This window comes from Exiguobacterium sp. E17S, assembly GCF_057772545.1.
Map to the genome: position 1 here is coordinate 14,328 of NZ_JBYLRU010000008.1, position 24,452 is coordinate 38,779.

At 47.4% G+C, this 24,452-nt stretch carries 29 protein-coding genes, 2 pseudogenes and 1 other annotated feature; all 31 genes and pseudogenes read left to right on the plus strand.

What is annotated here, in order from left to right; translation table 11 throughout:
* The first annotated feature begins 78 nt into the window (after positions 1-78).
* The 31 genes and pseudogenes from sigH (at position 79) to rpsN (ending at position 24,445) form a co-directional block, all read left to right on the plus strand.
* Positions 79-720, plus strand: a complete 642-nt coding sequence (gene sigH, locus AC3B4V_RS15480; RefSeq protein WP_029343084.1) for an RNA polymerase sporulation sigma factor SigH — start codon at positions 79-81, stop codon at positions 718-720.
* Between the two features lie 155 nt (positions 721-875).
* Positions 876-1,022, plus strand: coding sequence for a 50S ribosomal protein L33 (gene rpmG / locus AC3B4V_RS15485; protein WP_023466603.1), 147 nt, complete (start codon positions 876-878; stop codon positions 1,020-1,022).
* Between the two features lie 44 nt (positions 1,023-1,066).
* Positions 1,067-1,237, plus strand: a complete 171-nt coding sequence (gene secE, locus AC3B4V_RS15490; protein ID WP_023466605.1) for a preprotein translocase subunit SecE — start codon at positions 1,067-1,069, stop codon at positions 1,235-1,237.
* Between the two features lie 19 nt (positions 1,238-1,256).
* Positions 1,257-1,808, plus strand: a complete 552-nt coding sequence (nusG, locus tag AC3B4V_RS15495; RefSeq protein WP_023466607.1) for a transcription termination/antitermination protein NusG — start codon at positions 1,257-1,259, stop codon at positions 1,806-1,808.
* A 149-nt stretch (positions 1,809-1,957) separates the two neighbouring features.
* On the plus strand, positions 1,958-2,383 hold the full coding sequence (gene rplK / locus AC3B4V_RS15500) for a 50S ribosomal protein L11 (protein WP_023466609.1): 426 nt from the start codon (positions 1,958-1,960) through the stop codon (positions 2,381-2,383).
* 117 nt (positions 2,384-2,500) lie between these two features.
* On the plus strand, positions 2,501-3,187 hold the full coding sequence (gene rplA / locus AC3B4V_RS15505) for a 50S ribosomal protein L1 (RefSeq protein WP_064300983.1): 687 nt from the start codon (positions 2,501-2,503) through the stop codon (positions 3,185-3,187).
* Positions 3,188-3,242: 55 nt separating this feature from the next.
* Positions 3,243-3,394 (plus strand) — a sequence feature (ribosomal protein L10 leader region).
* A 50-nt stretch (positions 3,395-3,444) separates the two neighbouring features.
* Positions 3,445-3,951: a 50S ribosomal protein L10 gene (gene rplJ, locus AC3B4V_RS15510; protein ID WP_023466611.1), complete on the plus strand. Its 507-nt coding sequence runs from the start codon at positions 3,445-3,447 to the stop codon at positions 3,949-3,951.
* A gap of 76 nt (positions 3,952-4,027) precedes the next feature.
* Positions 4,028-4,396: a 50S ribosomal protein L7/L12 gene (rplL, locus tag AC3B4V_RS15515; RefSeq protein ID WP_023466613.1), complete on the plus strand. Its 369-nt coding sequence runs from the start codon at positions 4,028-4,030 to the stop codon at positions 4,394-4,396.
* 82 nt (positions 4,397-4,478) lie between these two features.
* Positions 4,479-5,045, plus strand: a pseudogene (locus tag AC3B4V_RS15520) (class I SAM-dependent methyltransferase); the annotation flags it as partial.
* Between the two features lie 260 nt (positions 5,046-5,305).
* Positions 5,306-8,863 carry a DNA-directed RNA polymerase subunit beta gene (gene rpoB / locus AC3B4V_RS15525; protein WP_488378842.1) on the plus strand — a complete coding sequence of 1,186 codons (3,558 nt, stop codon included), beginning with the start codon at positions 5,306-5,308 and terminating at the stop codon, positions 8,861-8,863.
* A 20-nt stretch (positions 8,864-8,883) separates the two neighbouring features.
* Positions 8,884-12,483 (plus strand): DNA-directed RNA polymerase subunit beta', encoded by a 3,600-nt coding sequence (gene rpoC, locus AC3B4V_RS15530; protein WP_035413153.1) that lies wholly within the window; start codon positions 8,884-8,886, stop codon positions 12,481-12,483.
* Positions 12,484-12,563: 80 nt separating this feature from the next.
* Positions 12,564-12,815: a ribosomal L7Ae/L30e/S12e/Gadd45 family protein gene (locus tag AC3B4V_RS15535; protein WP_023466620.1), complete on the plus strand. Its 252-nt coding sequence runs from the start codon at positions 12,564-12,566 to the stop codon at positions 12,813-12,815.
* Between the two features lie 125 nt (positions 12,816-12,940).
* Positions 12,941-13,359 (plus strand): annotated as a pseudogene (gene rpsL / locus AC3B4V_RS15540) (30S ribosomal protein S12).
* A 49-nt stretch (positions 13,360-13,408) separates the two neighbouring features.
* A complete protein-coding gene (gene rpsG / locus AC3B4V_RS15545; RefSeq protein ID WP_023466623.1) occupies positions 13,409-13,879 on the plus strand; it encodes a 30S ribosomal protein S7 in 471 nt (156 codons plus the stop codon).
* 124 nt (positions 13,880-14,003) lie between these two features.
* Positions 14,004-16,082, plus strand: a complete 2,079-nt coding sequence (gene fusA / locus AC3B4V_RS15550; protein ID WP_023466625.1) for an elongation factor G — start codon at positions 14,004-14,006, stop codon at positions 16,080-16,082.
* Positions 16,083-16,199: 117 nt separating this feature from the next.
* Positions 16,200-17,387 carry an elongation factor Tu gene (tuf, locus tag AC3B4V_RS15555; RefSeq protein ID WP_058266098.1) on the plus strand — a complete coding sequence of 396 codons (1,188 nt, stop codon included), beginning with the start codon at positions 16,200-16,202 and terminating at the stop codon, positions 17,385-17,387.
* A 316-nt stretch (positions 17,388-17,703) separates the two neighbouring features.
* Positions 17,704-18,012 carry a 30S ribosomal protein S10 gene (rpsJ, locus tag AC3B4V_RS15560; protein ID WP_029343090.1) on the plus strand — a complete coding sequence of 103 codons (309 nt, stop codon included), beginning with the start codon at positions 17,704-17,706 and terminating at the stop codon, positions 18,010-18,012.
* Positions 18,013-18,080: 68 nt separating this feature from the next.
* Entirely contained in the window at positions 18,081-18,707 is a 627-nt protein-coding gene (gene rplC / locus AC3B4V_RS15565; protein WP_058705174.1) for a 50S ribosomal protein L3, read from the plus strand.
* A 29-nt stretch (positions 18,708-18,736) separates the two neighbouring features.
* Complete coding sequence (rplD, locus tag AC3B4V_RS15570; RefSeq protein WP_023466630.1) at positions 18,737-19,360, plus strand: 50S ribosomal protein L4; 624 nt, start codon at positions 18,737-18,739, stop codon at positions 19,358-19,360.
* A complete protein-coding gene (rplW, locus tag AC3B4V_RS15575; protein WP_023466631.1) occupies positions 19,360-19,644 on the plus strand; it encodes a 50S ribosomal protein L23 in 285 nt (94 codons plus the stop codon). The genes rplD and rplW overlap by 1 nt, the downstream gene beginning before the upstream one ends.
* A 32-nt stretch (positions 19,645-19,676) precedes the next feature.
* Positions 19,677-20,507, plus strand: a complete 831-nt coding sequence (gene rplB, locus AC3B4V_RS15580) for a 50S ribosomal protein L2 (RefSeq protein WP_023466632.1) — start codon at positions 19,677-19,679, stop codon at positions 20,505-20,507.
* Positions 20,508-20,570: 63 nt separating this feature from the next.
* Entirely contained in the window at positions 20,571-20,849 is a 279-nt protein-coding gene (gene rpsS, locus AC3B4V_RS15585; RefSeq protein WP_012369013.1) for a 30S ribosomal protein S19, read from the plus strand.
* Positions 20,850-20,869: 20 nt separating this feature from the next.
* Positions 20,870-21,202 (plus strand): 50S ribosomal protein L22, encoded by a 333-nt coding sequence (gene rplV / locus AC3B4V_RS15590; protein WP_012369014.1) that lies wholly within the window; start codon positions 20,870-20,872, stop codon positions 21,200-21,202.
* A 12-nt stretch (positions 21,203-21,214) separates the two neighbouring features.
* Positions 21,215-21,871, plus strand: coding sequence for a 30S ribosomal protein S3 (rpsC, locus tag AC3B4V_RS15595; RefSeq protein WP_023466633.1), 657 nt, complete (start codon positions 21,215-21,217; stop codon positions 21,869-21,871).
* A 33-nt stretch (positions 21,872-21,904) separates the two neighbouring features.
* Positions 21,905-22,342 (plus strand): 50S ribosomal protein L16, encoded by a 438-nt coding sequence (gene rplP / locus AC3B4V_RS15600; RefSeq protein WP_012369016.1) that lies wholly within the window; start codon positions 21,905-21,907, stop codon positions 22,340-22,342.
* Entirely contained in the window at positions 22,329-22,532 is a 204-nt protein-coding gene (gene rpmC / locus AC3B4V_RS15605) for a 50S ribosomal protein L29 (RefSeq protein WP_012369017.1), read from the plus strand. The genes rplP and rpmC overlap by 14 nt, the downstream gene beginning before the upstream one ends.
* A gap of 31 nt (positions 22,533-22,563) precedes the next feature.
* Positions 22,564-22,827: a 30S ribosomal protein S17 gene (rpsQ, locus tag AC3B4V_RS15610; RefSeq protein WP_023466634.1), complete on the plus strand. Its 264-nt coding sequence runs from the start codon at positions 22,564-22,566 to the stop codon at positions 22,825-22,827.
* A gap of 48 nt (positions 22,828-22,875) precedes the next feature.
* On the plus strand, positions 22,876-23,244 hold the full coding sequence (rplN, locus tag AC3B4V_RS15615) for a 50S ribosomal protein L14 (RefSeq protein WP_012369019.1): 369 nt from the start codon (positions 22,876-22,878) through the stop codon (positions 23,242-23,244).
* A 34-nt stretch (positions 23,245-23,278) separates the two neighbouring features.
* Positions 23,279-23,590: a 50S ribosomal protein L24 gene (gene rplX / locus AC3B4V_RS15620; RefSeq protein ID WP_012369020.1), complete on the plus strand. Its 312-nt coding sequence runs from the start codon at positions 23,279-23,281 to the stop codon at positions 23,588-23,590.
* Positions 23,591-23,621: 31 nt separating this feature from the next.
* Positions 23,622-24,161 carry a 50S ribosomal protein L5 gene (rplE, locus tag AC3B4V_RS15625; RefSeq protein WP_023466635.1) on the plus strand — a complete coding sequence of 180 codons (540 nt, stop codon included), beginning with the start codon at positions 23,622-23,624 and terminating at the stop codon, positions 24,159-24,161.
* 14 nt (positions 24,162-24,175) lie between these two features.
* Positions 24,176-24,445 carry a 30S ribosomal protein S14 gene (gene rpsN, locus AC3B4V_RS15630; RefSeq protein ID WP_023466636.1) on the plus strand — a complete coding sequence of 90 codons (270 nt, stop codon included), beginning with the start codon at positions 24,176-24,178 and terminating at the stop codon, positions 24,443-24,445.
* Positions 24,446-24,452 lie beyond the last annotated feature (7 nt).

Sequence of the window (24,452 nt, forward strand, 5' to 3'; positions counted from 1 at the left end):
CATTGTCGTGCGACAGGTAATTATTGTATAATTAAAAACAATTGAACTATTCGTCAATGATGCTTGGAGGGATACAGGATGAGTTTGGTTTCGTTCGACCAGTTTGAGTGCATGACCGATGAAGCGCTTGTAGAACAAGCGAAAGAGTTCGATAACAGCGATGCGCTCGAATTTTTGATCGAGCGGTATCGAAATTTCGTACGTGCCAAAGCCCGTTCTTACTTTTTGATCGGGGCAGACCGCGAAGACATCATTCAAGAAGGAATGATCGGTCTCTATAAGGCGGTACGGGATTACCGAACGGATAAGCTCGCCTCGTTTAAAGGATTTGCCGAATTATGCATCACGCGACAGATGATCACTGCGATCAAGACGGCGACACGTCAGAAACATATCCCGTTGAACTCGTACATCTCGCTCGATAAACCGATCTATGACGATGAATCGGAGCGGACGTTACTTGATATCATCACGTCGACAGCACCTTCTGATCCACAAATCTTGATCATCAACCGGGAAGAATACGCAGACATCGAATCGAAGATGGATGAGATTCTGAGCGACCTCGAACGGAAGGTCCTCGCGCTCTATCTTGACGGACGGACGTATCAGGAAATCTCTGACGACCTCGATCGTCACGTTAAATCGATCGATAATGCCTTGCAACGTGTCAAGCGCAAGCTTGAGCGATATCTTGAAGCACGAAAGATGACGGTCTAACAGAGAGGTAGATTGACCGTAATCCCTTCCTATGCTACTGTATAACTAGCGCCTTACTAGCGAGACGCCGCTCATAGGCGTTTTTTTTTACGCTCTTTTTCGGAAGGAAAGTACCTTAACAGAAGAGAAGAGTGGCAAAGAAGGAGGACTTTGAGATGGCGAAGAAAGTAGGCCTTGCTTGTGATAATTGCGGTGCCCGCGACTATACGACGATGAAAAAAGAGGACGTCACTGTCCGCTTGGAATTGAAGAAATTCTGCCGTCGTTGTAACGCGCATACGATTCATAAAGAAGCGAAATAAGGCTTCATCTGTCCCGATTTATTACATCCTGGAGGGAAAGTACGATGAAATTTTTGCGTGACGTATGGAATGAATTGAAAAAGACGAGCTGGCCAAAACGGAAAGAGCTGACGAAATACACATTGACGGTCATCGGTATGGTGATCTTCATGGGTGTCTTCATCTTCGGCGTCGATTCAGGGCTTAGCGCATTGATGAGCTGGTTGATTAAGTAAAAAGAAGAGGTGGCCTACCATGGAGAAACAATGGTTTGTCGTCCAAACGTATTCCGGATTCGAAAACAACGTCAAGGCGAACCTTGAACGTCGGATTGAATCCATGAACATGGACGAAAAAATCTTCCGTGTACTCGTTCCGATTGAAACGGTACAAGAAGAAGTAACGAACAAAAAGGGAGAAACGAAAATCAAGGAACGTGAAGTCAAGATCTTCCCGGGTTATGTCCTCGTCGAGATGGTCATGACGGATGATTCTTGGTATGTCGTCCGGAATACTCCGAACGTCACGGGCTTCCTCGGATCAGTCGGCGGCGGTTCAAAACCGACACCGCTCCTTCCGGAAGAAGCAGAAAACATCCTTGGATCAATGGGTCTCGTCGATCTGAAGAGCCGTTACGACTTCTCACTCGGACAAATCGTCCGAATCAAAGAAGGAGCTTTCGAAAATCTCGAAGGTACGATCGAGGAGCTTGATACAGATGCTGAGAAAATGAAAGTCTCTGTTGATATGTTCGGTCGCGAAACGAAGGTCGAGCTTGATTTCGCACAGGTCGATAAAATCGATTAAGTTTCCTATTGCGAATGTTTTGTTTTAATGATACAATTTTTCGTGTTTGATGTTGTGCTTATTTCGATAAATAACTCGTCGAATAGAATGAGTGGGAGGACGCGCAACGTCCAATTAAACCACATTAAAGAATTAAGGAGGTGTGTCTCGTGGCGAAGAAGGTTATGAAACTCGTAAAACTTCAAATTCCTGCGGGCAAAGCAAACCCAGCTCCACCAGTTGGACCGGCACTCGGTCAAGCAGGTGTGAACATCATGGGCTTCTGTAAAGAGTTCAACGCTCGTACACAAGACCAAGCCGGCTTGATTATCCCTGTAGTCATCACGGTTTTTGAAGATCGTTCATTCACATTCATCACTAAAACTCCTCCAGCAGCAGTTCTCTTGAAGAAAGCAGCTGGAATTGAGAGTGGTTCAGGTGAACCGAACCGTAAGAAAGTAGCGACTGTCAAACGTGACAAAGTTCGTGAAATCGCTGAAACAAAAATGCCAGACCTTAACGCATCATCTGTTGAAACAGCAATGTTGATGGTTGAAGGTACTGCACGTTCTATGGGTATCGTAATCGAAGACTAATGTCTTTTTGATTACCATGAACAACGATGAGGGTCGCAGGCGGATAGTTTCTTGAAGCCTGCTACCCTTTCATTATGTGGGAGGATTTTCCGCACAACCACAAAGGAGGAACCTAAAATGGGTAAGAAGTACAAAGAAGCTGCTAAGCTTATCGATCGTACGGTTTCATACGAACTCGCAGAAGCTGTAGATTTGACTAAAAAATCTGCAACTGCGAAATTCGATGAGACTATCGAATTGGCTGTTCGTCTCGGAGTAGATCCGAAGAAAGCAGACCAACAAATCCGTGGAGCAGTCGTATTGCCACACGGTACTGGTAAAACACAAAAAGTTCTCGTCTTCGCGAAAGGTGAGAAATTAAAAGAAGCGGAAGCTGCTGGAGCAGATTACGCTGGTGATGCTGAGTACATCAACAAAATCCAACAAGGATGGTTCGACTTCGACGTTATCGTCGCGACACCAGACATGATGGGTGAAGTTGGTAAACTTGGTCGCGTTCTCGGACCAAAAGGCCTCATGCCAAACCCGAAAACAGGTACAGTTACATTTGACGTCACAAAAGCAATCAACGATATCAAAGCTGGTAAAGTTGAGTACCGTGTCGACAAATCAGGTAACATCCACGTTCCTGTCGGTAAAAAATCATTCGATAACGAGAAACTCGTTGATAACATCAACACAGTTATCGAAACTCTCGTAAAAGTTAAGCCTGCTACTGCTAAAGGTGTATACCTTAAGAACATCGCGATCGCTTCTACAATGGGTCCTGGTGTAAAAGTATCTTCAGCTGACTTCGCGAAATAATTTCGTCTAAAACGAACTTGACAACGTTCTAAGAACGCTGTTACAGTATAAAACGTTGATATATTTCGACATACCGTAGACAGAAGGTGCTCACATGGGCATAAATCCTTCCGAGGTGTTCTTGCTCAGAGAGCCTGTTTGTTCAGGTATCCTTTTTGACGATTACGCCTCCTCTGCTCTGCAGACGGAGGCTTTTTATTTGAAATCGAGCAGCCCCTCGCACCGGTACATTTCATCTACCAGGAGGTGCAACAGAAATGGCAAACGAAAAAGTTATCGCTGTCAAAGCGGATCTCGTATCTGAGATCGCTGAGAAACTCCAAGCGAGCGCAGGAACAGTTGTCGTCGACTACCGTGGTCTCACAGTAGAAGAAGTCACTGAACTTCGTAAACAACTCCGCGAAGCGGGCGTTGAATTCAAAGTTTACAAAAACGGTCTCCTCCGCCGCGCGGCAGTTCAAAGCAACCTCGAAGGTCTTGATGAAGTCTTCACAGGTCCTAGTGCGATCGCCTTCAGCAATGAAGACGTTATCGCGCCAGCTAAGATCTTGAACGACTTCGCTAAAACGCACAAGGCTCTCGAACTTAAAGGTGGTATCATCGAAGGCAAAGTCACTTCAGTAGAAGATGTCAAAGCCCTTGCGGAACTTCCATCACGCGAAGGTCTCCTTTCGATGCTCCTCAGCGTGCTTCAAGCGCCAATCCGTGGACTCGCGGTGGCAACGAACGCAATCGCAGAGCAAAAAGAAGAACAATCTGCTTAATTTCTGCTTAGCGGGATAGGCAACCAACACAATTTTCACACCCCAACGTGGGCTAAATCAAAGGAGGAAAACCATAATGGCTTTCAACAAAGAGCAATTTATCGAAGACCTCAAGGGCATGACTGTTCTTGAACTTAACGAACTCGTAAAAACAATCGAAGAAGAATTCGGCGTATCAGCAGCAGCTCCAGTAGCAGTTGCAGGTGCTGGCGCAGGCGCAGCAGCTGAAGAGCAAACTGAATTCGACGTTATCCTTACTAACGCTGGATCTGGTAAAATCAACGTCATCAAAGCAGTTCGCGAATTGACTGGTCTCGGTCTTAAAGAAGCGAAAGCTCTCGTAGACGGAACTCCAGCACCAGTTAAAGAAGGCGTTTCGAAAGAAGACGCTGAAGCAATGAAAGCTAAGCTTGAAGAAGCTGGCGCTACTGTAGAAGTTAAGTAATTTTCTTCTTCCGTAGAAACAAGAGAAGCTCGCATTGCGAGCTTCTTTTGTTTTCATCTTTTACATGAGAGGGGAAGGAAACATGGCGGATCATTATTATACGAATGACCCTTCATCGAAACGAGATCCGAAGACGTGGGAATATGTTCTGCGTGGTCAGACGCTCCGCTTTACATCGGATCATGGTGTCTTTTCGAAGAACGGAATCGATTTTGGTTCCCGTCTGTTGATCGAGGCATTCACGGAACCGGCTGTAGCGGGAGATATCTTGGATGTCGGTTGCGGATACGGACCGATGGGCATCGCGCTTTCGAAGTCGACGGGTCGTCCGGCACACTTGATCGATGTCAATGAACGGGCGCTCGAACTAGCGGCAGACAATGCGCGCGCGAACGGTGTTTCCGTGACGACCGGTGTGAGTGACGGGTATGATGGGGTAGGCGAATCGACATTCGCAGCGATCGTGACGAATCCACCGATTCGGGCGGGAAAAACGGTCGTTCATCGTATTCTCCGGGAAGCGTATGATCACCTTGTAGTCGGCGGCGAGCTTTGGGTCGTCATTCAAAAGAAACAAGGTGGACCATCAGCGAAGAAATTGATGGAAGACGTATTCGGTATGTGTGAGACAGTTACCCGCGATAAGGGTACTCGATATTTAAATCAATTCGGTCTTGACAAATCGAAGGATTTGTCGTTGACCGCATGTTGTGTCTATGATAGTATTATAAAATGCCATTGGAGTGATTTTTGGATAAGATGTTTGAAAGCAGCTGGCGTTCTCGACTACAGATGATTGAGTAGACAAGACGTCGCTTTTTTGCGCTTATCAATCAAAAAATGGCTTCAATGTTCGATATTACACCCGTCCTTCTCTATAAGAAGAAGTGGGTCTGAGAGGTGAATCAGTTGACTGGTCAACTTGTTCAGTACGGTCGTCACCGTCAGAGAAGAAGCTATGCACGTATCAGCGAAGTATTGGAACTTCCAAACTTAATCGAGATTCAAACGAATTCGTATGAGTGGTTCCTGCGGGAAGGTCTTCGTGAGATGTTTCATGACATTTCGCCGATTTCCGATTTCACAGGGAATCTCGTATTAGAATTCATCGACTACTCGCTCGGAGAGCCGAAGTATTCGATCGATGAATCGAAAGAGCGCGACGTGACCTATTCGGCACCACTACGCGTTAAAGTCCGTCTTCAAAATAAAGAGACGGGTGAATTGAAAGAACAAGAAGTCTTCATGGGTGACTTCCCGCTTATGACGGAGTCGGGAACATTCATCATCAATGGAGCGGAGCGCGTAATCGTTTCGCAGCTTGTTCGTTCGCCAAGTGTTTATTACAACAATAAGTTAGATAAGAACGGTAAGCGTGGATTCTCCGCAACAGTCATCCCAAACCGTGGTGCATGGCTCGAGCTCGAGACAGACGCGAAAGACATCGTTTATGTTCGCATTGATCGCACGCGTAAGATTCCAGTAACGGTTCTTTTACGTGCTCTTGGTTTCGGTACGGATCAGGAAATCATCGATCTTATCGGTGATGATGAGTACCTCCGGAATTCACTTGAAAAAGATAATACGGAATCAACGGAAAAAGCCCTCATCGAGATTTATGAGCGTCTACGTCCGGGAGAGCCGCCGACAGTCGAAAACGCAAAAGCGTTGCTCGTATCGCGCTTCTTTGACCCGAAACGTTATGATTTGGCAAACGTTGGTCGTTATAAAATCAATAAAAAGCTTCATCTTAAGAACCGTCTCTTCGGTCAAAAACTTGCGGAAACGCTTGTTGATCCTGAGACAGGTGAAGTCATCGCGGAAGCAGGAACGGTCCTTGATCGTCGTATGCTCGATAAAGTCCTTCCATTCCTTGAAGGATCCGTTGGTTACATCGAAGCGACGCCTACAGGCGGCGTGACGCAGGGTGAGGCTTTCAACTTACAGTCAATCAAGGTGTTCGCACCGGACGATGCTGAAGGTGAACGCATCATCAATATCATCGGTAACGGTAACATCGATCGTGACATCAAGCACATCACGCCTGCTGACATGATTGCTGCCATCAACTACTTCTTCAACTTGTTGCATGAAGTCGGTACGACAGACGATATCGACCACCTCGGTAACCGTCGTCTTCGTTCAGTCGGTGAGCTGCTCCAGAACCAATTCCGGATCGGTCTCTCACGGATGGAACGTGTCGTTAAGGAACGGATGTCGATTCAGGATCAGAATGCGATCACGCCACAGGCATTGATCAACATTCGTCCAGTTATCGCATCGATTAAAGAGTTCTTCGGTAGCTCGCAGTTGTCTCAGTTCATGGACCAAACGAACCCGCTTGCGGAATTGACGCACAAACGTCGTCTTTCAGCACTCGGACCGGGTGGTTTGACACGTGAGCGCGCTGGTTTCGAAGTTCGTGACGTACACTACTCGCACTATTCCCGTATGTGTCCGATCGAAACGCCAGAGGGACCAAACATCGGTTTGATCAACTCGTTGTCTTCGTACGCGAAGGTCAATGAGTACGGCTTCATCGAAGCGCCATATCGTCGTGTCGATCCGGAAACGGGCGTCGTCACGGATGAAATCCACTACATGACTGCTGACGAAGAGGATCTCTACGTCGTCGCACAGGCAAACATGTTGTTGACGGAAGAGAAGACGTTCAAAGATTCACACGTCCTTTCACGTTTCCGTGGACAAAACTTGTCTGTCGAACCAGCACGTGTCGATTACATGGACGTATCGCCGAAGCAGGTTGTATCTGCCGCAACGGCTTGTATCCCGTTCCTTGAGAACGATGACTCGAACCGTGCCCTCATGGGAGCGAACATGCAGCGTCAGGCCGTCCCACTTCTGAACCCGGAATCTCCGATTGTCGGTACAGGAATGGAGTACGTGTCTGCGAAAGACTCAGGAGCCGCTGTCGTTGCGAAGCACGCAGGGATCGCTGAGCGTGTCACGGCGCGTGAAATCCTTGTCCGTCGTACGACGGAAGTCGATGGCAACATCGTTGAAGGTGAACTCGACCGTTACAAGATTCAAAAATTCATCCGTTCTAACCAAGGAACGTGTTATAACCAAAAACCAATCATCAAAGCAGGCGACCCAGTCGATAAAGGCGAGATCCTTGCAGATGGTCCATCGATGGACGGTGGGGAACTTGCGCTTGGTCGTAACGTACTCGTCGGTTTCATGACATGGGATGGTTACAACTATGAGGATGCTGTCATCATGAGTGAGCGTCTTGTTAAAGACGACGTCTACACATCGATCCACATCGAAGAATACGAATGTGAGTCGCGTGATACGAAACTCGGACCGGAAGAAATCACACGTGATATTCCGAACGTCGGTGATGATGCCTTGAAAAACCTCGACGATCGCGGAATCATCCGCGTCGGTGCGGAAGTCAAGGACGGCGATATCCTCGTCGGTAAAGTTACGCCGAAGGGTGTAACGGAATTGACAGCGGAAGAACGTCTTCTTCATGCAATCTTCGGTGAAAAAGCACGTGAAGTCCGTGATACATCTCTCCGTGTACCACACGGTGGTGATGGAATCATCCTCGACGTCAAAATCTTCGACCGCGATAATGGGGACGAGCTCTCACCTGGTGTCAACCAGTTGATCCGTGCTTACATCGTTCAGAAGCGTAAGATTCACGAGGGTGACAAAATGGCGGGTCGTCACGGTAACAAAGGTGTTATCTCGCGTATCCTTCCAGAAGAAGACATGCCGTACATGCCAGACGGTACGCCAATTGACATCATGTTGAACCCACTTGGGGTTCCATCACGGATGAACATCGGGCAGTTGCTCGAGCTTCACCTCGGGATGGCAGCACGTCAACTCGGCATCAAAGTCGCATCACCGGTATTCGATGGTGCGCGTGAGGAAGATGTTTGGGCAACGATTGAAGAAGCAGGTATGGATCGCGACGCGAAGACTGTCCTTTATGATGGCCGTTCGGGTGAAGCGTTCGATAACCGCATCTCTGTCGGTGTCATGTATATGATTAAACTTGCTCACATGGTCGATGATAAACTTCACGCACGTTCGACAGGACCATACTCACTCGTCACACAACAACCGCTCGGTGGTAAAGCCCAGTTCGGTGGTCAGCGTTTCGGTGAGATGGAAGTATGGGCACTTGAAGCATACGGCGCAGCCTACACGCTCCAAGAGATCCTTACAATCAAGTCGGATGACACGATCGGTCGTGTTAAAGCGTACGAAGCAATCGTCAAAGGTGAGAATGTACCACAACCGGGCGTACCGGAATCGTTCCGAGTCCTCATTAAAGAGCTTCAATCACTCGGTATGGACGTCAAGATGATGTCTGCTGATGATGAAGAGATCGAAATGCGCGACGAAGACGAGGACAATATCCCGAACGCGACTCCAGCACTCGAAGAAGTTCAAGCGCCTGTCGCACCAGTTGTTACTGAAGAGGAATAAGCGAAAGGGAGGTCCACCCCTTGGTAGATGTTAATAGATTTGAATATATGCAAATCGGCCTCGCTTCCCCCGAAAAGATCCGTTCATGGTCTTTCGGGGAAGTGAAAAAGCCGGAGACGATCAACTATCGTACACTCAAACCGGAGAAAGACGGTTTGTTCTGTGAACGTATTTTTGGTCCAACAAAAGACTGGGAATGTTACTGTGGTAAATACAAACGGATCCGCTATAAAGGAATCATTTGTGACCGCTGTGGCGTTGAAGTCACGAAGTCGAAAGTCCGTCGTGAGCGCATGGGTCACATCGAGCTCGCAGCACCGGTTTCGCACATCTGGTACTTCAAAGGAATTCCTAGCCGTATGGGACTCGTCCTCGACATGTCACCGCGTGCGTTAGAAGAGATCATCTACTTCGCGTCGTACGTCGTCACAGATCCAGGCGAATCGACACTTGAGAAGAAACAACTCCTTTCAGAGAAAGAATACCGTGCATATCGTGAGAAGTTCGGTCGTTCGTTCACTGCTGAAATGGGTGCGGAAGCAGTTCGTAAATTGCTCCGTGACGTGGAACTCGATAAAGAAGTCGCTGCATTACGTGAAGAGCTTCGTATGATTCAAGGACAACGTCGTACGCGTGCGATCAAACGCCTTGAAGTCCTCGATGCGTTCCGTAACTCAGGCAACAATCCAGAATGGATGGTGCTTGAAGTACTTCCAGTCATCCCACCGGAACTTCGTCCGATGGTTCAACTCGATGGCGGACGTTTCGCAACGTCTGACTTGAACGACTTGTACCGCCGCGTCATCAACCGTAACAACCGTCTCAAGCGTCTTCTTGACCTTGGCGCTCCGAACATCATCGTTCAGAATGAAAAACGGATGCTTCAAGAAGCAGTCGATGCTTTGATCGATAACGGTCGTCGTGGTCGTCCAGTCACTGGACCAGGTAACCGTCCACTTAAATCACTTTCACACATGTTGAAAGGGAAACAAGGACGTTTCCGTCAAAACTTGCTCGGTAAACGTGTCGACTACTCTGGTCGTTCGGTTATCGTCGTTGGTCCAAACCTGAAGATGTATCAATGTGGTCTTCCAAAAGAAATGGCCCTTGAGCTCTTCAAACCGTTCGTCATGAAAGAACTCGTCTCTCGTGGCATCGCACCGAACATCAAGAGTGCGAAACGGAAAATCGAGCGCGTTCAACCTGAAATCTGGGATGTCCTCGAAGAAGTCATCCGTGAGCATCCGGTTCTCTTGAACCGTGCACCGACACTTCACCGTCTCGGTATCCAGGCGTTCGAACCAACGCTCGTCGAAGGACGCGCGATTCGCCTTCACCCACTCGTATGTACGGCATACAACGCCGATTTCGATGGTGACCAAATGGCGGTTCACGTACCACTTTCGGCAGAAGCACAAGCAGAAGCGCGTCTTCTCATGCTCGCTGCACAAAACATCTTGAACCCGAAAGACGGTAAACCTGTTGTTACACCATCGCAGGATATGGTCCTCGGTAACTACTACCTCACGCTCGAGCGCGAAAACGCGATCGGCGAAGGTAAAATCTTCTCGACAGTGAACGAAGCGCTCATCGCTTACCAAAACGGTTATGCGCACTTCCATACACGTGTTGCGATTCCAGCCGGCGTTCTGAAGAACCCGACATTCACGGAAGAGCAAAACGAGAAATTATTGATTACAACAGTCGGTAAGTTGATCTTCAACGAGATCCTCCCAACGACGTTCCCTTACTTGAACGAACCAACGATGACGAACCTTCAAGAAGCGACGCCAGACAAGTACTTCCTTGAAAAAGGAACAGATGTCGCGGCAGAACTGAAGAACCGTCCGATCATCGACCCGTTCAAAAAAGGATTCCTTGGAAATGTCATCGCGGAAGTCTTCAAACGGTTTGAGACAACAGAAACAAGTCGCATGCTCGACCGCATGAAAAACCTCGGATTCAAACACTCGACTCGTGCCGGTATCACGGTAGGGATCGCGGACATCATCGTTCTTCCGGATAAACAAGAAATTCTTGTTGAAGCGCAGGACAATGTCGACCGCGTCATGAAATCGTACCGTCGTGGTCTCATCACAGAAGACGAGCGCTATGAGCGCGTCGTTAAATCGTGGAATGATGCGAAGGATGAAATTCAGTCTCGTCTGATGAAATCCCTCAACCGTCTCAACCCGATCTTCATGATGAGTGACTCCGGTGCCCGTGGTAACGCGTCGAACTTCACGCAGCTCGCTGGTATGCGTGGACTCATGGCCGCTCCAAGTGGACGGATCATCGAGCTCCCGATCAAATCATCGTTCCGTGAGGGTCTAACGGTACAGGAATACTTCATCTCAACACACGGTGCACGTAAAGGTCTTGCCGATACAGCCTTGAAAACGGCTGACTCAGGTTACCTGACTCGTCGTCTCGTTGACGTTGCTCAAGACGTCATCATCCGTGAAGATGATTGTGGAACGGATCGTGGTATCCGCGTCACAGCACTCCGTGAAGGAACGGAAGAGATCGAAAGCCTCTACGACCGCCTCGTCGGCCGTACGGCATTCGAAAACGTCGTTCACCCTGAAACAGGAGAAGTCCTCGTTTCAACGAACGAACTCATCGATGAAGACATCGCGCGTGTCATCACTGACGCTGGTGTCGATAACGTTGAGATCCGTACTGCCTTCACATGTAACACAAGCCATGGTGTCTGTAAGAAATGTTACGGACGTAACTTGGCAACAGGCAACGACGTCGAAGTCGGCGAAGCTGTCGGTATCATCGCGGCACAATCAATCGGTGAGCCAGGAACGCAGCTTACGATGCGTACCTTCCACACAGGTGGGGTTGCCGGGGACGATATCACACAAGGTCTTCCGCGTATCCAAGAGTTGTTCGAAGCGCGTAACCCGAAAGGTCAAGCGGTCATCTCGGAAATCGATGGTCAAGTCATCGACTTCACGGAATCGCGTGACAAACGTGAATTGACGGTCCAAGGACTCAGCGAAACACGCACATACACGATCCCATTCGGTTCGCGTCTACGTGTTCAGCTCGGGGACGAGGTCAAAGCTGGTCAAGTCTTCACGGAAGGTTCGATCGATCCGAAAGAACTCTTGAACGTTAAAGGTGTATCCGGCGTTCAGAACTACTTGCTTCAAGAAGTTCAAAAAGTATACCGGATGCAAGGGGTTGAGATCGGTGACAAACACGTCGAGGTCATGGTTCGCCAAATGATCCGTCGCGTACGTGTCATCGAGTCTGGTGAGACTTCACTCTTACCAGGTTCGCTCGTCGATATCAGCACGTTCAAGGAAGCTTGTAAAGAAGCGCTCCGTAATGGGAAAGCTCTCGCTTCGGCGAAACCAGTTCTTCTCGGTATCACGAAAGCGTCACTTGAAACAGATTCATTCCTATCGGCTGCGTCGTTCCAAGAAACGACTCGTGTCCTTACAGATGCAGCGATTAAAGGGAAGAGCGACTACCTTCGCGGCTTGAAAGAGAACGTCATCATCGGTAAGTTAGTTCCAGCTGGTACTGGGATGTCACGTTACCGTCAGATCGATCTCGAAGTAGCTGGCGAAGCACCTGTAGAAGCCGATTCTCCGGTAGAATAAAACGCCTTGACACGCCGGTATGGCGGTGCTACTATGATATAGTGTTGCCAACCGGCTGTGTTATTTTGGAGGATATCTTCATGTCTTACAAAAAAGTAGTCGGCGCAGATTTGAAGTTTGTCGGTCAAAAGCAAACGCTCAAAGCATTGCGATCTGGCAAGGCGTCGGAAGTGATCATTGCGGATGACGCAGATGAACACGTAAAACAAGCATTGCTCGATGCGGCGAAACAAGCAAACGTTCCAGTCGTGAATGTTCCTTCTAAGCAAGAGCTTGGAAAAGCTTGTGGAATCGATGTCGCAGCAACCGCTGTTGCCATTAAGAAAGTTTGATAATGCGTTTTGTGTGGCGATGGAATGCCTGAGCCACGCAAAACGTTTCATTATGACTTTCGATGAACCACCCGGCTCGGTGGTTTTGAAATTTGTCATGAATTCAGGAAGGGAGGATCTCAAAGATGCCTACTATCAACCAATTAGTCCGTAAAGGACGTCAATCAAAAGTTGTGAAATCAGATTCGCCAGCGCTGAACAAAGGGTACAACAGCTTCATTAAAGCTCGTACTGACATCAGCTCACCACAAAAACGTGGTGTTTGTACTCGTGTAGGTACAATGACTCCGAAGAAACCGAACTCGGCTCTTCGTAAATACGCACGTGTACGTTTGACGAACACAATGGAAGTAACAGCTTACATCCCAGGTATCGGCCACAACCTTCAAGAGCACAGTGTTGTTCTTATCCGCGCGGCCGCGTAAAAGACTTACCAGGGGTACGTTACCACATCGTTCGTGGTGCGCTTGATACAGCTGGTGTTGACGGCCGTATGCAAGGTCGTTCGAAATACGGTACTAAACGTCCTAAAGTTAAAAAATAATCTAGATATCTTAAGATATCACCTCACTATATGAAAGGAGGGACTCGGAATGCCACGTAAAGGTCAAGCAGAACGTCGTGATGTAATGGCTGATCCGATCTACAACTCTAAACTCGTTACCCGCCTTATCAACCGTCTTATGTTAGATGGTAAAAAAGGTACTGCTCAACAAATCTTATACAAAGCTTTCGAAACTATCGCTGAACGTTCAGGTCGCGATGCAATGGAAGTCTTTGAAGAAGCGATGAACAACATCATGCCAGTTCTTGAAGTTAAAGCACGCCGTGTAGGTGGAGCTAACTATCAAGTTCCTGTCGAAGTTCGCCCAGAGCGTCGTACGACACTCGCACTTCGTTACCTCGTGAACTACTCACGTCTCCGTAACGAAAAAACTATGGATGCGCGCCTTGCTAACGAAATCATGGACGCTGCAAACAACACTGGTGCTTCTGTTAAGAAGCGCGAAGATATGCACAAAATGGCGGAAGCGAACAAAGCGTTTGCTCACTACCGCTGGTAATTCCGAAAATCACCACCTCATGCATGCCATTTTTAATGGAATTATGAGGTGGCTTTCGGGTATAGTCATGACGTGTGGCAACACACGACCACTAAACTAAAATGCGAAAGGAGAATGTTTAAAGATGGCAAGAGAATTCTCCCTTAAGAACACTCGTAACATCGGGATCATGGCTCACATCGATGCTGGTAAAACAACAACGACTGAGCGTATCCTGTATTACACGGGTCGTATCCACAAGATTGGTGAAACGCACGAAGGTGCTTCACAAATGGACTGGATGGAGCAAGAGCAAGAGCGTGGGATCACGATTACATCGGCAGCAACAACTGCTCAATGGAAAGGTAACCGCGTAAACATCATCGATACACCTGGACACGTAGACTTCACAGTTGAGGTTGAACGTTCACTTCGCGTACTTGATGGTGCGGTAGCAGTACTTGACGCTCAGTCTGGTGTTGAGCCACAAACTGAGACAGTATGGCGCCAAGCTACAACTTACGGCGTACCACGTATCGTTTTCGTTAACAAAATGGATAAAATCGGTGCAGACTTCTTGTACTCGGTCGGAACGCTTCGCGAACGCCTCCAAGCGAACGCACACGCGATCCAACTTCCAATCGGTGCGGAAGATGAATTCAAAGGAATCATCGACCTCGTCGAACAGAAAACATACATGTACGGCAACGATCTCGGAACTGACATCGAAGTGACTGACGGTTTCCCAGCTGATCTCGCTGATCAAGCTGAAGAACTCCGTGGATCATTGATCGAAGCAGTTGCGGATTACGAAGAAGAATTGATGATGAAATACCTCGAGGGTGAAGAAATCACAATCGACGAGTTGAAAGCGGCTATCCGTAAAGCAACTCTGACAGTTGACTTCTATCCTGTACTCGTAGGTTCGGCATTCAAGAACAAAGGTGTTCAGCTTATGCTTGACGCAGTTCTCGATTACCTCCCATCACCAATCGACGTTAAAGCGATCTCAGGTATCGACATGGATACGGATGAAGAAATCGTGCGTGAGTCTTCGGACGAAGCACCATTCTCTGCACTCGCGTTCAAAGTCATGACTGACCCTTACGTCGGTAAACTTACATTCTTCCGTGTGTACTCTGGTACAGCTTCGGCAGGATCGTACGTTAAAAACTCAACAAAAGGCAAACGTGAGCGTCTTGGACGTATCCTTCAAATGCACGCAAACAGCCGTGAAGAGATCCCGATGGTATACGCGGGTGACATCGCTGCAGCTGTAGGTTTGAAAGATACAACTACTGGAGATACGCTTTGTGCAGAGAAAGACAACGTCGTTCTCGAATCAATGACATTCCCAGAACCAGTTATCTCGGTCGCTATCGAACCAAAAACGAAAGCTGACCAAGATAAAATGGGTCAAGCCCTCGCTAAGCTTGCTGAAGAGGATCCAACGTTCCGCACTGAAACAAACCCAGAGACTGGTCAAACGATCATCTCAGGTATGGGTGAGCTTCACCTCGACATCATCGTTGACCGTATGCGTCGCGAGTTCAAAGTCGAAGCAAACGTTGGTGCTCCACAAGTAGCTTACCGTGAAACGATCCGCCAAGCGGCGAAGATCGATTCGAAGTTCGCTCGTCAATCTGGTGGTCGTGGTCAGTATGGTCACGTCGTCGTAGAATTCGAGCCGAACGAAGAAGGCGCTGGCTTCGAGTTCAACAACAAAATCGTCGGTGGTGTTGTTCCACGTGAATACATCCCAGCGGTTGAGAACGGAATCGAAGAAGCACTTCAAAACGGTATCCTTGCTGGTTACCCGGTCGTTGACGTAAAAGCTTCACTCGTCTTCGGATCGTACCACGATGTCGACTCAAACGAGATGGCATTTAAAGTTGCGGCTTCAATGGCAGTCAAACAACTCAAAGATAAGAGCGGCGCTGTTATCCTTGAGCCAATGATGAAAGTTGAAATCGTCATCCCAGACGAATACATGGGAGACATCATGGGTGATGTTACATCACGCCGTGGTCGCGTAGAAGGTATGGAAGCACGCGGTAACGCTCAAGTTGTCCGTTCAATGATTCCACTTTCTGAAATGTTCGGATACGCTACTGGTCTTCGTTCACGCACACAAGGTCGCGGAACGTACTCGATGCACTTCGATCACTACGAAGAAGTACCGAAATCAGTTGCGGAAGAAATCATCAAAAAAGCGAACGGCTAATCCTTCACAGGTTGTCACGCTTTTATGATTAGTGTAAGCTAAGGAAGGTGTACGTTATCTTACGACTCACCTTCCTAGTTATAAAAAATTATTAGACACATAGAGGAGGAATTCAGAATGGGTAAGGAAAAATTCGACCGTTCTAAACCGCACGTTAACGTTGGTACAATCGGCCACGTCGACCACGGTAAAACAACTTTAACAGCAGCTATCTCAGCTGTACTTGCAAAAGCACAAGGTAAAGCTGCAACTAAGTTTGACCAAATCGATGGTGCTCCAGAAGAGCGCGAGCGCGGTATCACAATCGCAACAGCTCACATCGAGTACGAAACAGAAAAACGCCACTATGCACACGTTGACTGCCCAGGTCACGCTGACTATGTTAAAAACATGATCACTGGTGCTGCACAAATGGACGGCGCGATCCTCGTTGTTTCTGCAACAGATGGTCCAATGCCACAAACACGTGAGCACATCTTGCTTTCACGTCAAGTAGGTGTTCCTTTCATCGTAGTATTCATGAACAAAGTTGACATGGTTGACGACGAAGAGCTTCTTGAGCTCGTCGAAATGGAAATCCGTGAGCTTCTTTCTGAGTACGACTTCCCAGGTGATGACCTCCCAGTTATCCAAGGTTCTGCTCTTGGCGCGCTTAACGGCGAAGCTAAATGGGAAGAAAAAATTCTTGAACTCATGTCAGCTGTCGATGAGTACATCCCAGAACCAACTCGTGACACTGAAAAAGACTTCATGATGCCAGTTGAGGATGTCTTCTCAATCACTGGTCGTGGTACAGTTGCTACTGGCCGCGTTGAGCGTGGAGTTCTTAAAGTCAACGACGAGATCGAAATCGTTGGTCTTCACGAAGAAACTAAAAAATCAGTATGTACTGGTGTAGAGATGTTCCGTAAGCTTCTTGACTATGCTGAAGCTGGCGACAACATCGGTGCTCTTCTCCGTGGTGTATCACGTGACGACATCGAGCGTGGACAAGTTCTCGCGAAACCAAACACAATCACACCACACAAAAAGTTCAAAGCGCAAGTTTACGTTCTTTCTAAAGAAGAGGGTGGCCGTCACACGCCATTCTTCGCGAACTACCGCCCGCAGTTCTACTTCCGTACAACTGACGTAACTGGTATGGTTCAACTTCCAGAAGGTACTGAAATGGTTATGCCTGGGGACAACATCGAAATGACTGTTGAACTCATCGCACCAATCGCTCTTGAAAAAGAAACTCGTTTCTCAATCCGTGAAGGTGGCCGTACAGTAGGCGCTGGATCAGTTACAGAAATCGTTGAGTAATTTTTAAGACAAAGGTCTTCCGTCTCCCGTGGCGGAAGACCTTTTTTCATTTCTTTGAAAACAGTCTTGCAACATGGTCTGACATCTTATATACTGAGGAAAGTGTTTGTGCGAGTGGTGAGAGACTTGAATACATATTCTATTTTATTAGTGCTTGCATTCTTGCTGGTGATTCAGTATGATAGAATATGTTGGTCACAAACACAACGCGATGAAGCGGGAGGTTATGACACACCAGGCGGCATTGCCATGGCTAGTGTGGAAATTTCCGCGGAGAATGTCTATTTACGAAATAGGCGAAAAGGAGGGAAATAACATGGCAAATGAAAAAATTCGGATCCGTTTGAAAGCATACGATCACCGCGTGCTTGATCAATCGGCTGAGAAGATTGTCGACACAGCAAAACGTTCAGGTGCTACTGTATCTGGTCCGATCCCACTCCCAACGGAGAAAGCGGTCTACACAGTACTTCGTGCCGTTCACAAGTACAAAGATGCTCGTGAGCAGTTCGAAATGCGTACACACAAACGTTTGATCGACATCGTTAACCCAACACCGAAAACTGTTGATGCGCTTATGCGTCTCGAACTTCCATCGGGCGTTGACATCGAAATCAAACTTTAATTTTTCTTCTATAGATAGTTGATACTAGCCAGAAGATCAAAATCATTCAATATTAGGAGGTGTATCTCATGGCTAAAGGAATCTTAGGAACTAAACTCGGTATGACACAAATCTTCAACGAGTCAGGCGAAGTCGTCCCTGTTACTGTCGTTTCAGTCGAAGGTAACGTTGTTCTTCAATTGAAAACAACGGAAGTTGACGGTTACGAAGCAGTCCAACTCGGCTTTGGTGATATCAAAGAAGGTCGTCAAAACAAACCGCAAAAAGGTCACGCTGCGAAAGCAAACGCGACACCTAAGCGCTTCATTAAAGAAATCCGTACATCAGTAGCAGATTTCGAAATCGGTCAAGAGATTAAAGCAGATACTTTCGCTGCAGGCGAAATGGTTGATGTAACAGGTACGTCGAAAGGTAAAGGTTTCGCTGGTGCAATCAAGCGTCACAACCAATCACGTGGTCCAATGGCTCACGGTTCGCGTTACCACCGTCGCCCAGGTTCAATGGGTCCTGTTGCTCCTAACCGTGTATTCAAAGGGAAATTGCTCCCTGGACGCATGGGTGGAGAGCAAATCACTGTTCAAAACCTTGAAATCGTAAAAGTTGATGCAGAACGCGGCTTACTCCTCGTCAAGGGTGCTATCCCAGGCGCACGTAAGAGCCAAGTTGTCATCAAATCTGCGGTTAAAGGCAACTAATCCGTTTGCAAGGAAAGGAGGAATAACGAATGCCTAAAGTAGCTTTGCTTAACCAAACAGGTACACAAGTTGGAGACATCGAGCTCGCAGATGCCGTTTTCGGAATCGAGCCAAATGAAGCAGTCGTATACGATGCAATCGTCATGCAACAAGCTTCACGTCGCCAAGGTACACATGATACAAAAGGTCGCTCGGAAGTTCGCGGTGGCGGCCGTAAACCATGGAAACAAAAAGGTACTGGTCGTGCACGCCAAGGTTCGATCCGTTCGCCACAATGGGTTGGCGGTGGAACAGTCTTCGGTCCAACACCACGTTCGTACGCTTACAAACTTCCTAAAAAGGTTCGTCGTCTCGCACTTCGTTCAGCACTTTCTTCGAAAGTCGCTAACAACGAGTTCATCGTTCTTGAAGGATTGACAATCGATGCTCCTAAAACTAAGGACATGATCGCAGTATTCGCTGCTCTTTCAATCGAACGTAAAGTTCTCGTCGTTACTGCTGATTACAACGAGTCAGTCGTTCTTTCAACACGCAACATCCCAGGTGTCACAGTCGTTGACGCTGCAGGTGTAAACGTCCTTGATCTTGTCGCTCATGACAAAGTCATCATTACGAAGGACGCTGTTGCGAGAGTAGAGGAGGTGCTTGCATAATGGCACACACACACGACATTATCAAACGTCCTGTCATTACTGAACGTTCAGTAAACCAAATGGCTGAGAAAAAGTACACATTCGAAGTAGACGTGAAGGCATCTAAGACTCAAATCAAAGATGCAGTTGAAGCGATCTTCGGAGTGAAAGTTGACAAAGTCAACACATTGATCTCAAAACCAAAAGCAAAACGCGTAGGTCGTCACGCTGGTTACACAGCACGCCGCAAAAAAGCGGTCGTCACGCTTACTGCAGATAGCAAAGAACTCGATTACCTCGGTTAATCGGAACTCTGTAGAAAAGGAGGGAACTCTCGATGGGAATTAAAAAGTTTAAACCGACCACTAACGGTCGTCGTAATATGACTGCACTTGACTTTGCTGAGATTACGGCTTCACGTCCTGAAAAATCGTTAACTGAAAAGCTTTCGAAAAAGGGCGGACGTAACAACCAAGGTCGCTTGACAGTACGTCACCAAGGTGGCGGACACAAACGTAAATATCGTATCATCGACTTCAAACGGAACAAGGATGGCATCGCTGGTCGTGTCGCTACAATTGAGTACGATCCAAACCGCTCTGCTAACATCGCATTGATCCACTACATCGATGGTGAAAAACGCTACATCCTCGCACCGAAAGGCTTGAAAGTAGACATGCAAGTCATGGCTGGACCAGAAGCTGACATTAAAGTCGGTAATGCTCTTCCACTTTCAAACATCCCAGTCGGTACGTTGATCCACAACATCGAACTTAAGCCAGGTAAAGGTGGTCAGCTCGTTCGCGCAGCTGGTACTTCTGCTCAGCTTCTCGGTAAAGATGGTAAATACGCGATCGTTCGTCTTCAATCAGGCGAAACTCGTATGATCCTTGCTACTTGCCGTGCAACAGTCGGCGCTGTCGGTAATGAAGAGCACGAGCTCGTCAATATCGGTAAAGCTGGTCGTTCACGCTGGCTCGGAAAACGTCCTACAGTTCGTGGTTCTGTCATGAACCCAGTCGATCACCCACACGGTGGTGGTGAAGGACGTGCTCCAATCGGTCGTTCGGGCCCACTTACTCCTTGGGGTAAACCGGCACTCGGATACAAAACTCGTAAGAAAAACAAAGCGAGCGATAAATATATCGTCCGTCGTTCTAAAAAATAATTACATGATTTCTGGACGGTTCGTAGGAACCGTTCCTGAATCATGCCAAAGGGAGGTACAACTATGGGTCGCAGCTTGAAAAAAGGTCCATTCGCAGATCACCATCTGCTCGCTAAGGTTGATAAAGCCAACGAAGCTGGTGACAAACATGTCATCAAAACTTGGTCACGCCGCTCGACAATCTTCCCAGAGTTCATCGGTCACACGATCGCTGTCTACGATGGTCGTAAACACGTACCGGTTTACGTGACAGAAGATATGGTCGGTCACAAACTTGGTGAATTCGCTCCAACACGTTCTTACAAAGGACATGCTGGAAACGATAAGAAAACGAAACGTTAATCTGAGGGGAGGTACTCATTATGCAATCAAAAGCATCGGCTAATATGGTTCGCATTGCTCCTCGTAAGGCACGTCTCGTAGTAGACTTAATCCGCGGGAAGCAAATCGGCGAAGCACTTTCGATTCTTGCTTACACGAACAAGGCAGCAACGCCAATCGTTGAGAAAGTATTGAAATCGGCAATCGCGAACGCTGAGCACAACTTCGACATGAACATCGAAAACCTCGTAGTCACTGAGGCTTACGTAAACGAAGGTCCAACGCTCAAACGTTTCCGCCCACGTGCAATGGGTCGCGCAAGCCGCATCAACAAACGTACGAGCCACGTTCACATCGTGGTATCTGAAAAATAAGGAGGGATTACCGTGGGTCAGAAGATTAACCCAACTGGTCTTCGCGTAGGTATCATCAAAGACTGGGAATCACGTTGGTTCGCAGATAAAGACTATGCTGATCTCCTTCATGAAGACTACGTAGTTCGTGAATATATCGAAAAACGTCTTAAAGACGCTAGTGTCTCTAAAGTAGAAATCGAGCGCGCAGCTAACCGCTTGAACATCTCACTTCACACTGCTAAGCCTGGTATGGTTATCGGTAAAGGCGGTTCTGAAATCGAAACACTTCGTAAAGACATCACTAACCTTGCAAAAGGCAAACGCGTTCACGTTAACGTCGTTGAAGTGAAAAACCCGGATGCAGTTGCTAAGCTCGTCGCTGAGAACATCGCTCGCCAACTTGAAGGTCGCGTATCGTTCCGTCGTGCTATGAAGCAATCAATCCAACGCTCAATGCGTTCTGGTATCAAAGGAATCAAGACTGAAGTTTCTGGTCGTCTTGGTGGCGCTGATATCGCTCGTTCTGAGAAGTATTCGGAAGGAACAGTTCCACTTCATACACTCCGTGCAGACATCGATTACGGTACTGCAGAAGCTGATACAACTTACGGCAAAATTGGCGTAAAAGTATGGCTCCACCACGGTGAAGTGCTTCCTACGAAAAAAGCAGCAGCAAACGAAGAATAATCCACATCCGTCTAGGGAAGGAGGCAACACAACATGTTGTTACCAAAACGTGTAAAATATCGTCGTGTTCACCGCGGCAACATGCGTGGTAAAGCGAAACGTGGTACTACAGTACACTTCGGCGAGTTCGGTATCCAAGCTCAAGAAGCTAGCTGGATCACTAGCCGTCAAATCGAATCAGCGCGTATCGCGATGACTCGTTATATGAAACGTGGTGGTAAAGTGTGGATCAAGATCTTCCCACACAAGCCATACACTAAAAAACCTCTTGAAGTCCGAATGGGTTCAGGTAAAGGTGCTCCGGAGGGCTGGGTAGCAGTCGTCAAACCGGGTAAAGTAATGTTCGAAATCGCAGGAGTATCGGAAGAGATCGCACGCGAAGCTCTCCGTCTTGCATCACACAAACTTCCAGTAAAATGTAAGTTCGTAAAACGTGAAGAAAATGGTGGTGATACGAATGAAAGCAACTGATCTCCGTCAGCAAACAACTGAAGAGCTTAACGGTAAAGTCGGTTCGTGGAAAGAAGAGTTGTTCAACCTTCGTTTCCAACTCGCGACTGGTCAGCTTGAGAACCCTGCTCGTATCCGTGAAGTGCGCAAGTCGATTGCACGCGCGAAAACCGTTCTTCGTGAACGCGAACTCGGCATCAACAACGCATAATTCACTCGGATTCTGAGAGGAGGAACACTCAATGGAACGCACTAACAACCGCAAAGTGTTAACTGGACGCGTCGTTTCTGACAAAATGGACAAAACGATCGTAGTTACAGTTGAAACAAAAGTAAAGCACAAGCTTTACGGCAAACGCGTAAACTACTCTAAAAAGTACAAAGCGCATGATGAAAACAACACAGCTAAAATCGGTGATGTTGTACGCATTCAAGAAACACGTCCATTATCTAAGGACAAACGTTTCCGTCTCGTAGAAGTCATTGAAGAAGCAGTAATCATCTAAACTCTAATTAGTTCGGGTGAATAAACATCCGGAGGGAGGTACAATCGTATGATTCAACAAGAATCTCGCTTAAAAGTAGCAGACAACTCAGGAGCTCGTGAAGTCTTGACGATCAAAGTCCTCGGTGGTTCTGGTCGTAAAACTGCTAACATCGGTGACGTTATTGTTTGTACAGTAAAACAAGCAACACCAGGTGGCGTTGTCAAAAAAGGTGAAGTTGTACGCGCAGTAGTCGTTCGTACTAAACGTGGCGTTCGTCGTAAAGACGGTTCGTACATCCGTTTTGACGAAAACGCAGCAGTCATCATCAAAGATGACAAAAGCCCACGTGGCACACGTATCTTCGGACCAGTCGCACGCGAACTTCGTGAAAAAGACTTCATGAAGATCGTCTCGTTGGCACCGGAAGTACTTTAATTCCAAAGAATTCCTACAAGGAGGTGCTCTAACGATGCATGTCAAAAAAGGTGATAAAGTTCAGGTTATGACTGGTAAAGACAAAGGCAAACAAGGCGTTGTCCTTACAGCTATGCCTAAAAAAGATCGCGTAATCGTCGAAGGCGTTAACATGATCAAAAAACACTCAAAACCTTCTCAACTCAACCCGCAAGGCGGAATTGTCGAGAAAGAAGCACCGATTCACGTATCGAACGTTATGCTCATCGACCCTAAGACAGGTAACCCAACACGCGTTGGTTTCACTGTGGTTGACGGCAAGAAAGTACGTATCGCTAAAAAATCGGGCGAAGCTTTAGATAAATAAGAAGATTTAAAGAAAGGAGGTCCACTTTCTGATGAACCGTTTAAAAGCTAAATACCAAGACGAAATCGTCAAAGTAATGATGGAGAAATTCAATTACAGTTCTGTAATGCAAGCGCCGAAAGTCGATAAAATCGTAATCAACATGGGTGTTGGTGACGCTGTTACGAACTCTAAGGCACTTGACATGGCAGTTGAAGAGCTTCAGCTCCTCACTGGTCAGAAACCACTCATCACGAAAGCTAAGAAATCAATCGCTGGTTTCAAACTTCGTGAAGGTATGCCAATCGGTGCGAAGGTTACACTTCGTGGCGAGCGCATGTACGAATTCCTCGACAAGTTGATCAACGTGTCACTTCCACGTGTACGTGACTTCCGTGGCGTATCGAAAAAATCTTTCGATGGCCGTGGTAACTACACGCTAGGCGTGAAGGAACAATTGATCTTCCCAGAGATCGACTACGATCGCGTATCGAAAGTCCGTGGTATGGACATCGTTATCGTAACTACTGCTAACACGGATGAAGAGTCACGTGAGCTTCTCACTGCACTCGGCATGCCATTCCAAAAATAAGGGAGGTCGACAACATGGCTAAGAAATCAATGATCGCACGTGAAGTAAAACGTCAAGCACTCGTTGAGCGCTACGCTGAAAAACGCGCAGAATTGAAAGCACAAGGCGACTACATCGGCTTGAGCAAACTCCCACGTAACTCTTCAGCGGTTCGTTTACACAACCGTTGTAGTATCACTGGCCGTCCACACGGTTACATTGGTAAATTCGGTATCAGCCGTATTAAGTTCCGTGATCTTGCTCATAAAGGTCAAATCCCTGGTGTTAAAAAAGCAAGCTGGTAATTCATTA

What these genes read in the sequence shown, in the direction of transcription:
- rplA (WP_064300983.1), top strand. Translation starts at nt 2,501, where the DNA reads ATGGGTAAGAAGTACAAAGAAGCTGCTAAGCTTATCGATCGTACGGTT.
- rplD (WP_023466630.1), top strand. Translation starts at nt 18,737, where the DNA reads ATGCCTAAAGTAGCTTTGCTTAACCAAACAGGTACACAAGTTGGAGAC.
- AC3B4V_RS15535 (WP_023466620.1), top strand. Translation starts at nt 12,564, where the DNA reads ATGTCTTACAAAAAAGTAGTCGGCGCAGATTTGAAGTTTGTCGGTCAA.
- rpsJ (WP_029343090.1), top strand. Translation starts at nt 17,704, where the DNA reads ATGGCAAATGAAAAAATTCGGATCCGTTTGAAAGCATACGATCACCGC.
- rpsN (WP_023466636.1), top strand. Translation starts at nt 24,176, where the DNA reads ATGGCTAAGAAATCAATGATCGCACGTGAAGTAAAACGTCAAGCACTC.
- rplV (WP_012369014.1), top strand. Translation starts at nt 20,870, where the DNA reads ATGCAATCAAAAGCATCGGCTAATATGGTTCGCATTGCTCCTCGTAAG.
- tuf (WP_058266098.1), top strand. Translation starts at nt 16,200, where the DNA reads ATGGGTAAGGAAAAATTCGACCGTTCTAAACCGCACGTTAACGTTGGT.
- nusG (WP_023466607.1), top strand. Translation starts at nt 1,257, where the DNA reads ATGGAGAAACAATGGTTTGTCGTCCAAACGTATTCCGGATTCGAAAAC.
- rpsG (WP_023466623.1), top strand. Translation starts at nt 13,409, where the DNA reads ATGCCACGTAAAGGTCAAGCAGAACGTCGTGATGTAATGGCTGATCCG.
- rplL (WP_023466613.1), top strand. Translation starts at nt 4,028, where the DNA reads ATGGCTTTCAACAAAGAGCAATTTATCGAAGACCTCAAGGGCATGACT.
- rpmG (WP_023466603.1), top strand. Translation starts at nt 876, where the DNA reads ATGGCGAAGAAAGTAGGCCTTGCTTGTGATAATTGCGGTGCCCGCGAC.
- rplX (WP_012369020.1), top strand. Translation starts at nt 23,279, where the DNA reads ATGCATGTCAAAAAAGGTGATAAAGTTCAGGTTATGACTGGTAAAGAC.
- rplC (WP_058705174.1), top strand. Translation starts at nt 18,081, where the DNA reads ATGGCTAAAGGAATCTTAGGAACTAAACTCGGTATGACACAAATCTTC.
- rplW (WP_023466631.1), top strand. Translation starts at nt 19,360, where the DNA reads ATGGCACACACACACGACATTATCAAACGTCCTGTCATTACTGAACGT.
- rplJ (WP_023466611.1), top strand. Translation starts at nt 3,445, where the DNA reads ATGGCAAACGAAAAAGTTATCGCTGTCAAAGCGGATCTCGTATCTGAG.
- rplB (WP_023466632.1), top strand. Translation starts at nt 19,677, where the DNA reads ATGGGAATTAAAAAGTTTAAACCGACCACTAACGGTCGTCGTAATATG.
- secE (WP_023466605.1), top strand. Translation starts at nt 1,067, where the DNA reads ATGAAATTTTTGCGTGACGTATGGAATGAATTGAAAAAGACGAGCTGG.
- sigH (WP_029343084.1), top strand. Translation starts at nt 79, where the DNA reads ATGAGTTTGGTTTCGTTCGACCAGTTTGAGTGCATGACCGATGAAGCG.
- rpsQ (WP_023466634.1), top strand. Translation starts at nt 22,564, where the DNA reads ATGGAACGCACTAACAACCGCAAAGTGTTAACTGGACGCGTCGTTTCT.
- rplP (WP_012369016.1), top strand. Translation starts at nt 21,905, where the DNA reads ATGTTGTTACCAAAACGTGTAAAATATCGTCGTGTTCACCGCGGCAAC.
- rplE (WP_023466635.1), top strand. Translation starts at nt 23,622, where the DNA reads ATGAACCGTTTAAAAGCTAAATACCAAGACGAAATCGTCAAAGTAATG.
- fusA (WP_023466625.1), top strand. Translation starts at nt 14,004, where the DNA reads ATGGCAAGAGAATTCTCCCTTAAGAACACTCGTAACATCGGGATCATG.
- rplN (WP_012369019.1), top strand. Translation starts at nt 22,876, where the DNA reads ATGATTCAACAAGAATCTCGCTTAAAAGTAGCAGACAACTCAGGAGCT.
- rpmC (WP_012369017.1), top strand. Translation starts at nt 22,329, where the DNA reads ATGAAAGCAACTGATCTCCGTCAGCAAACAACTGAAGAGCTTAACGGT.
- rpsS (WP_012369013.1), top strand. Translation starts at nt 20,571, where the DNA reads ATGGGTCGCAGCTTGAAAAAAGGTCCATTCGCAGATCACCATCTGCTC.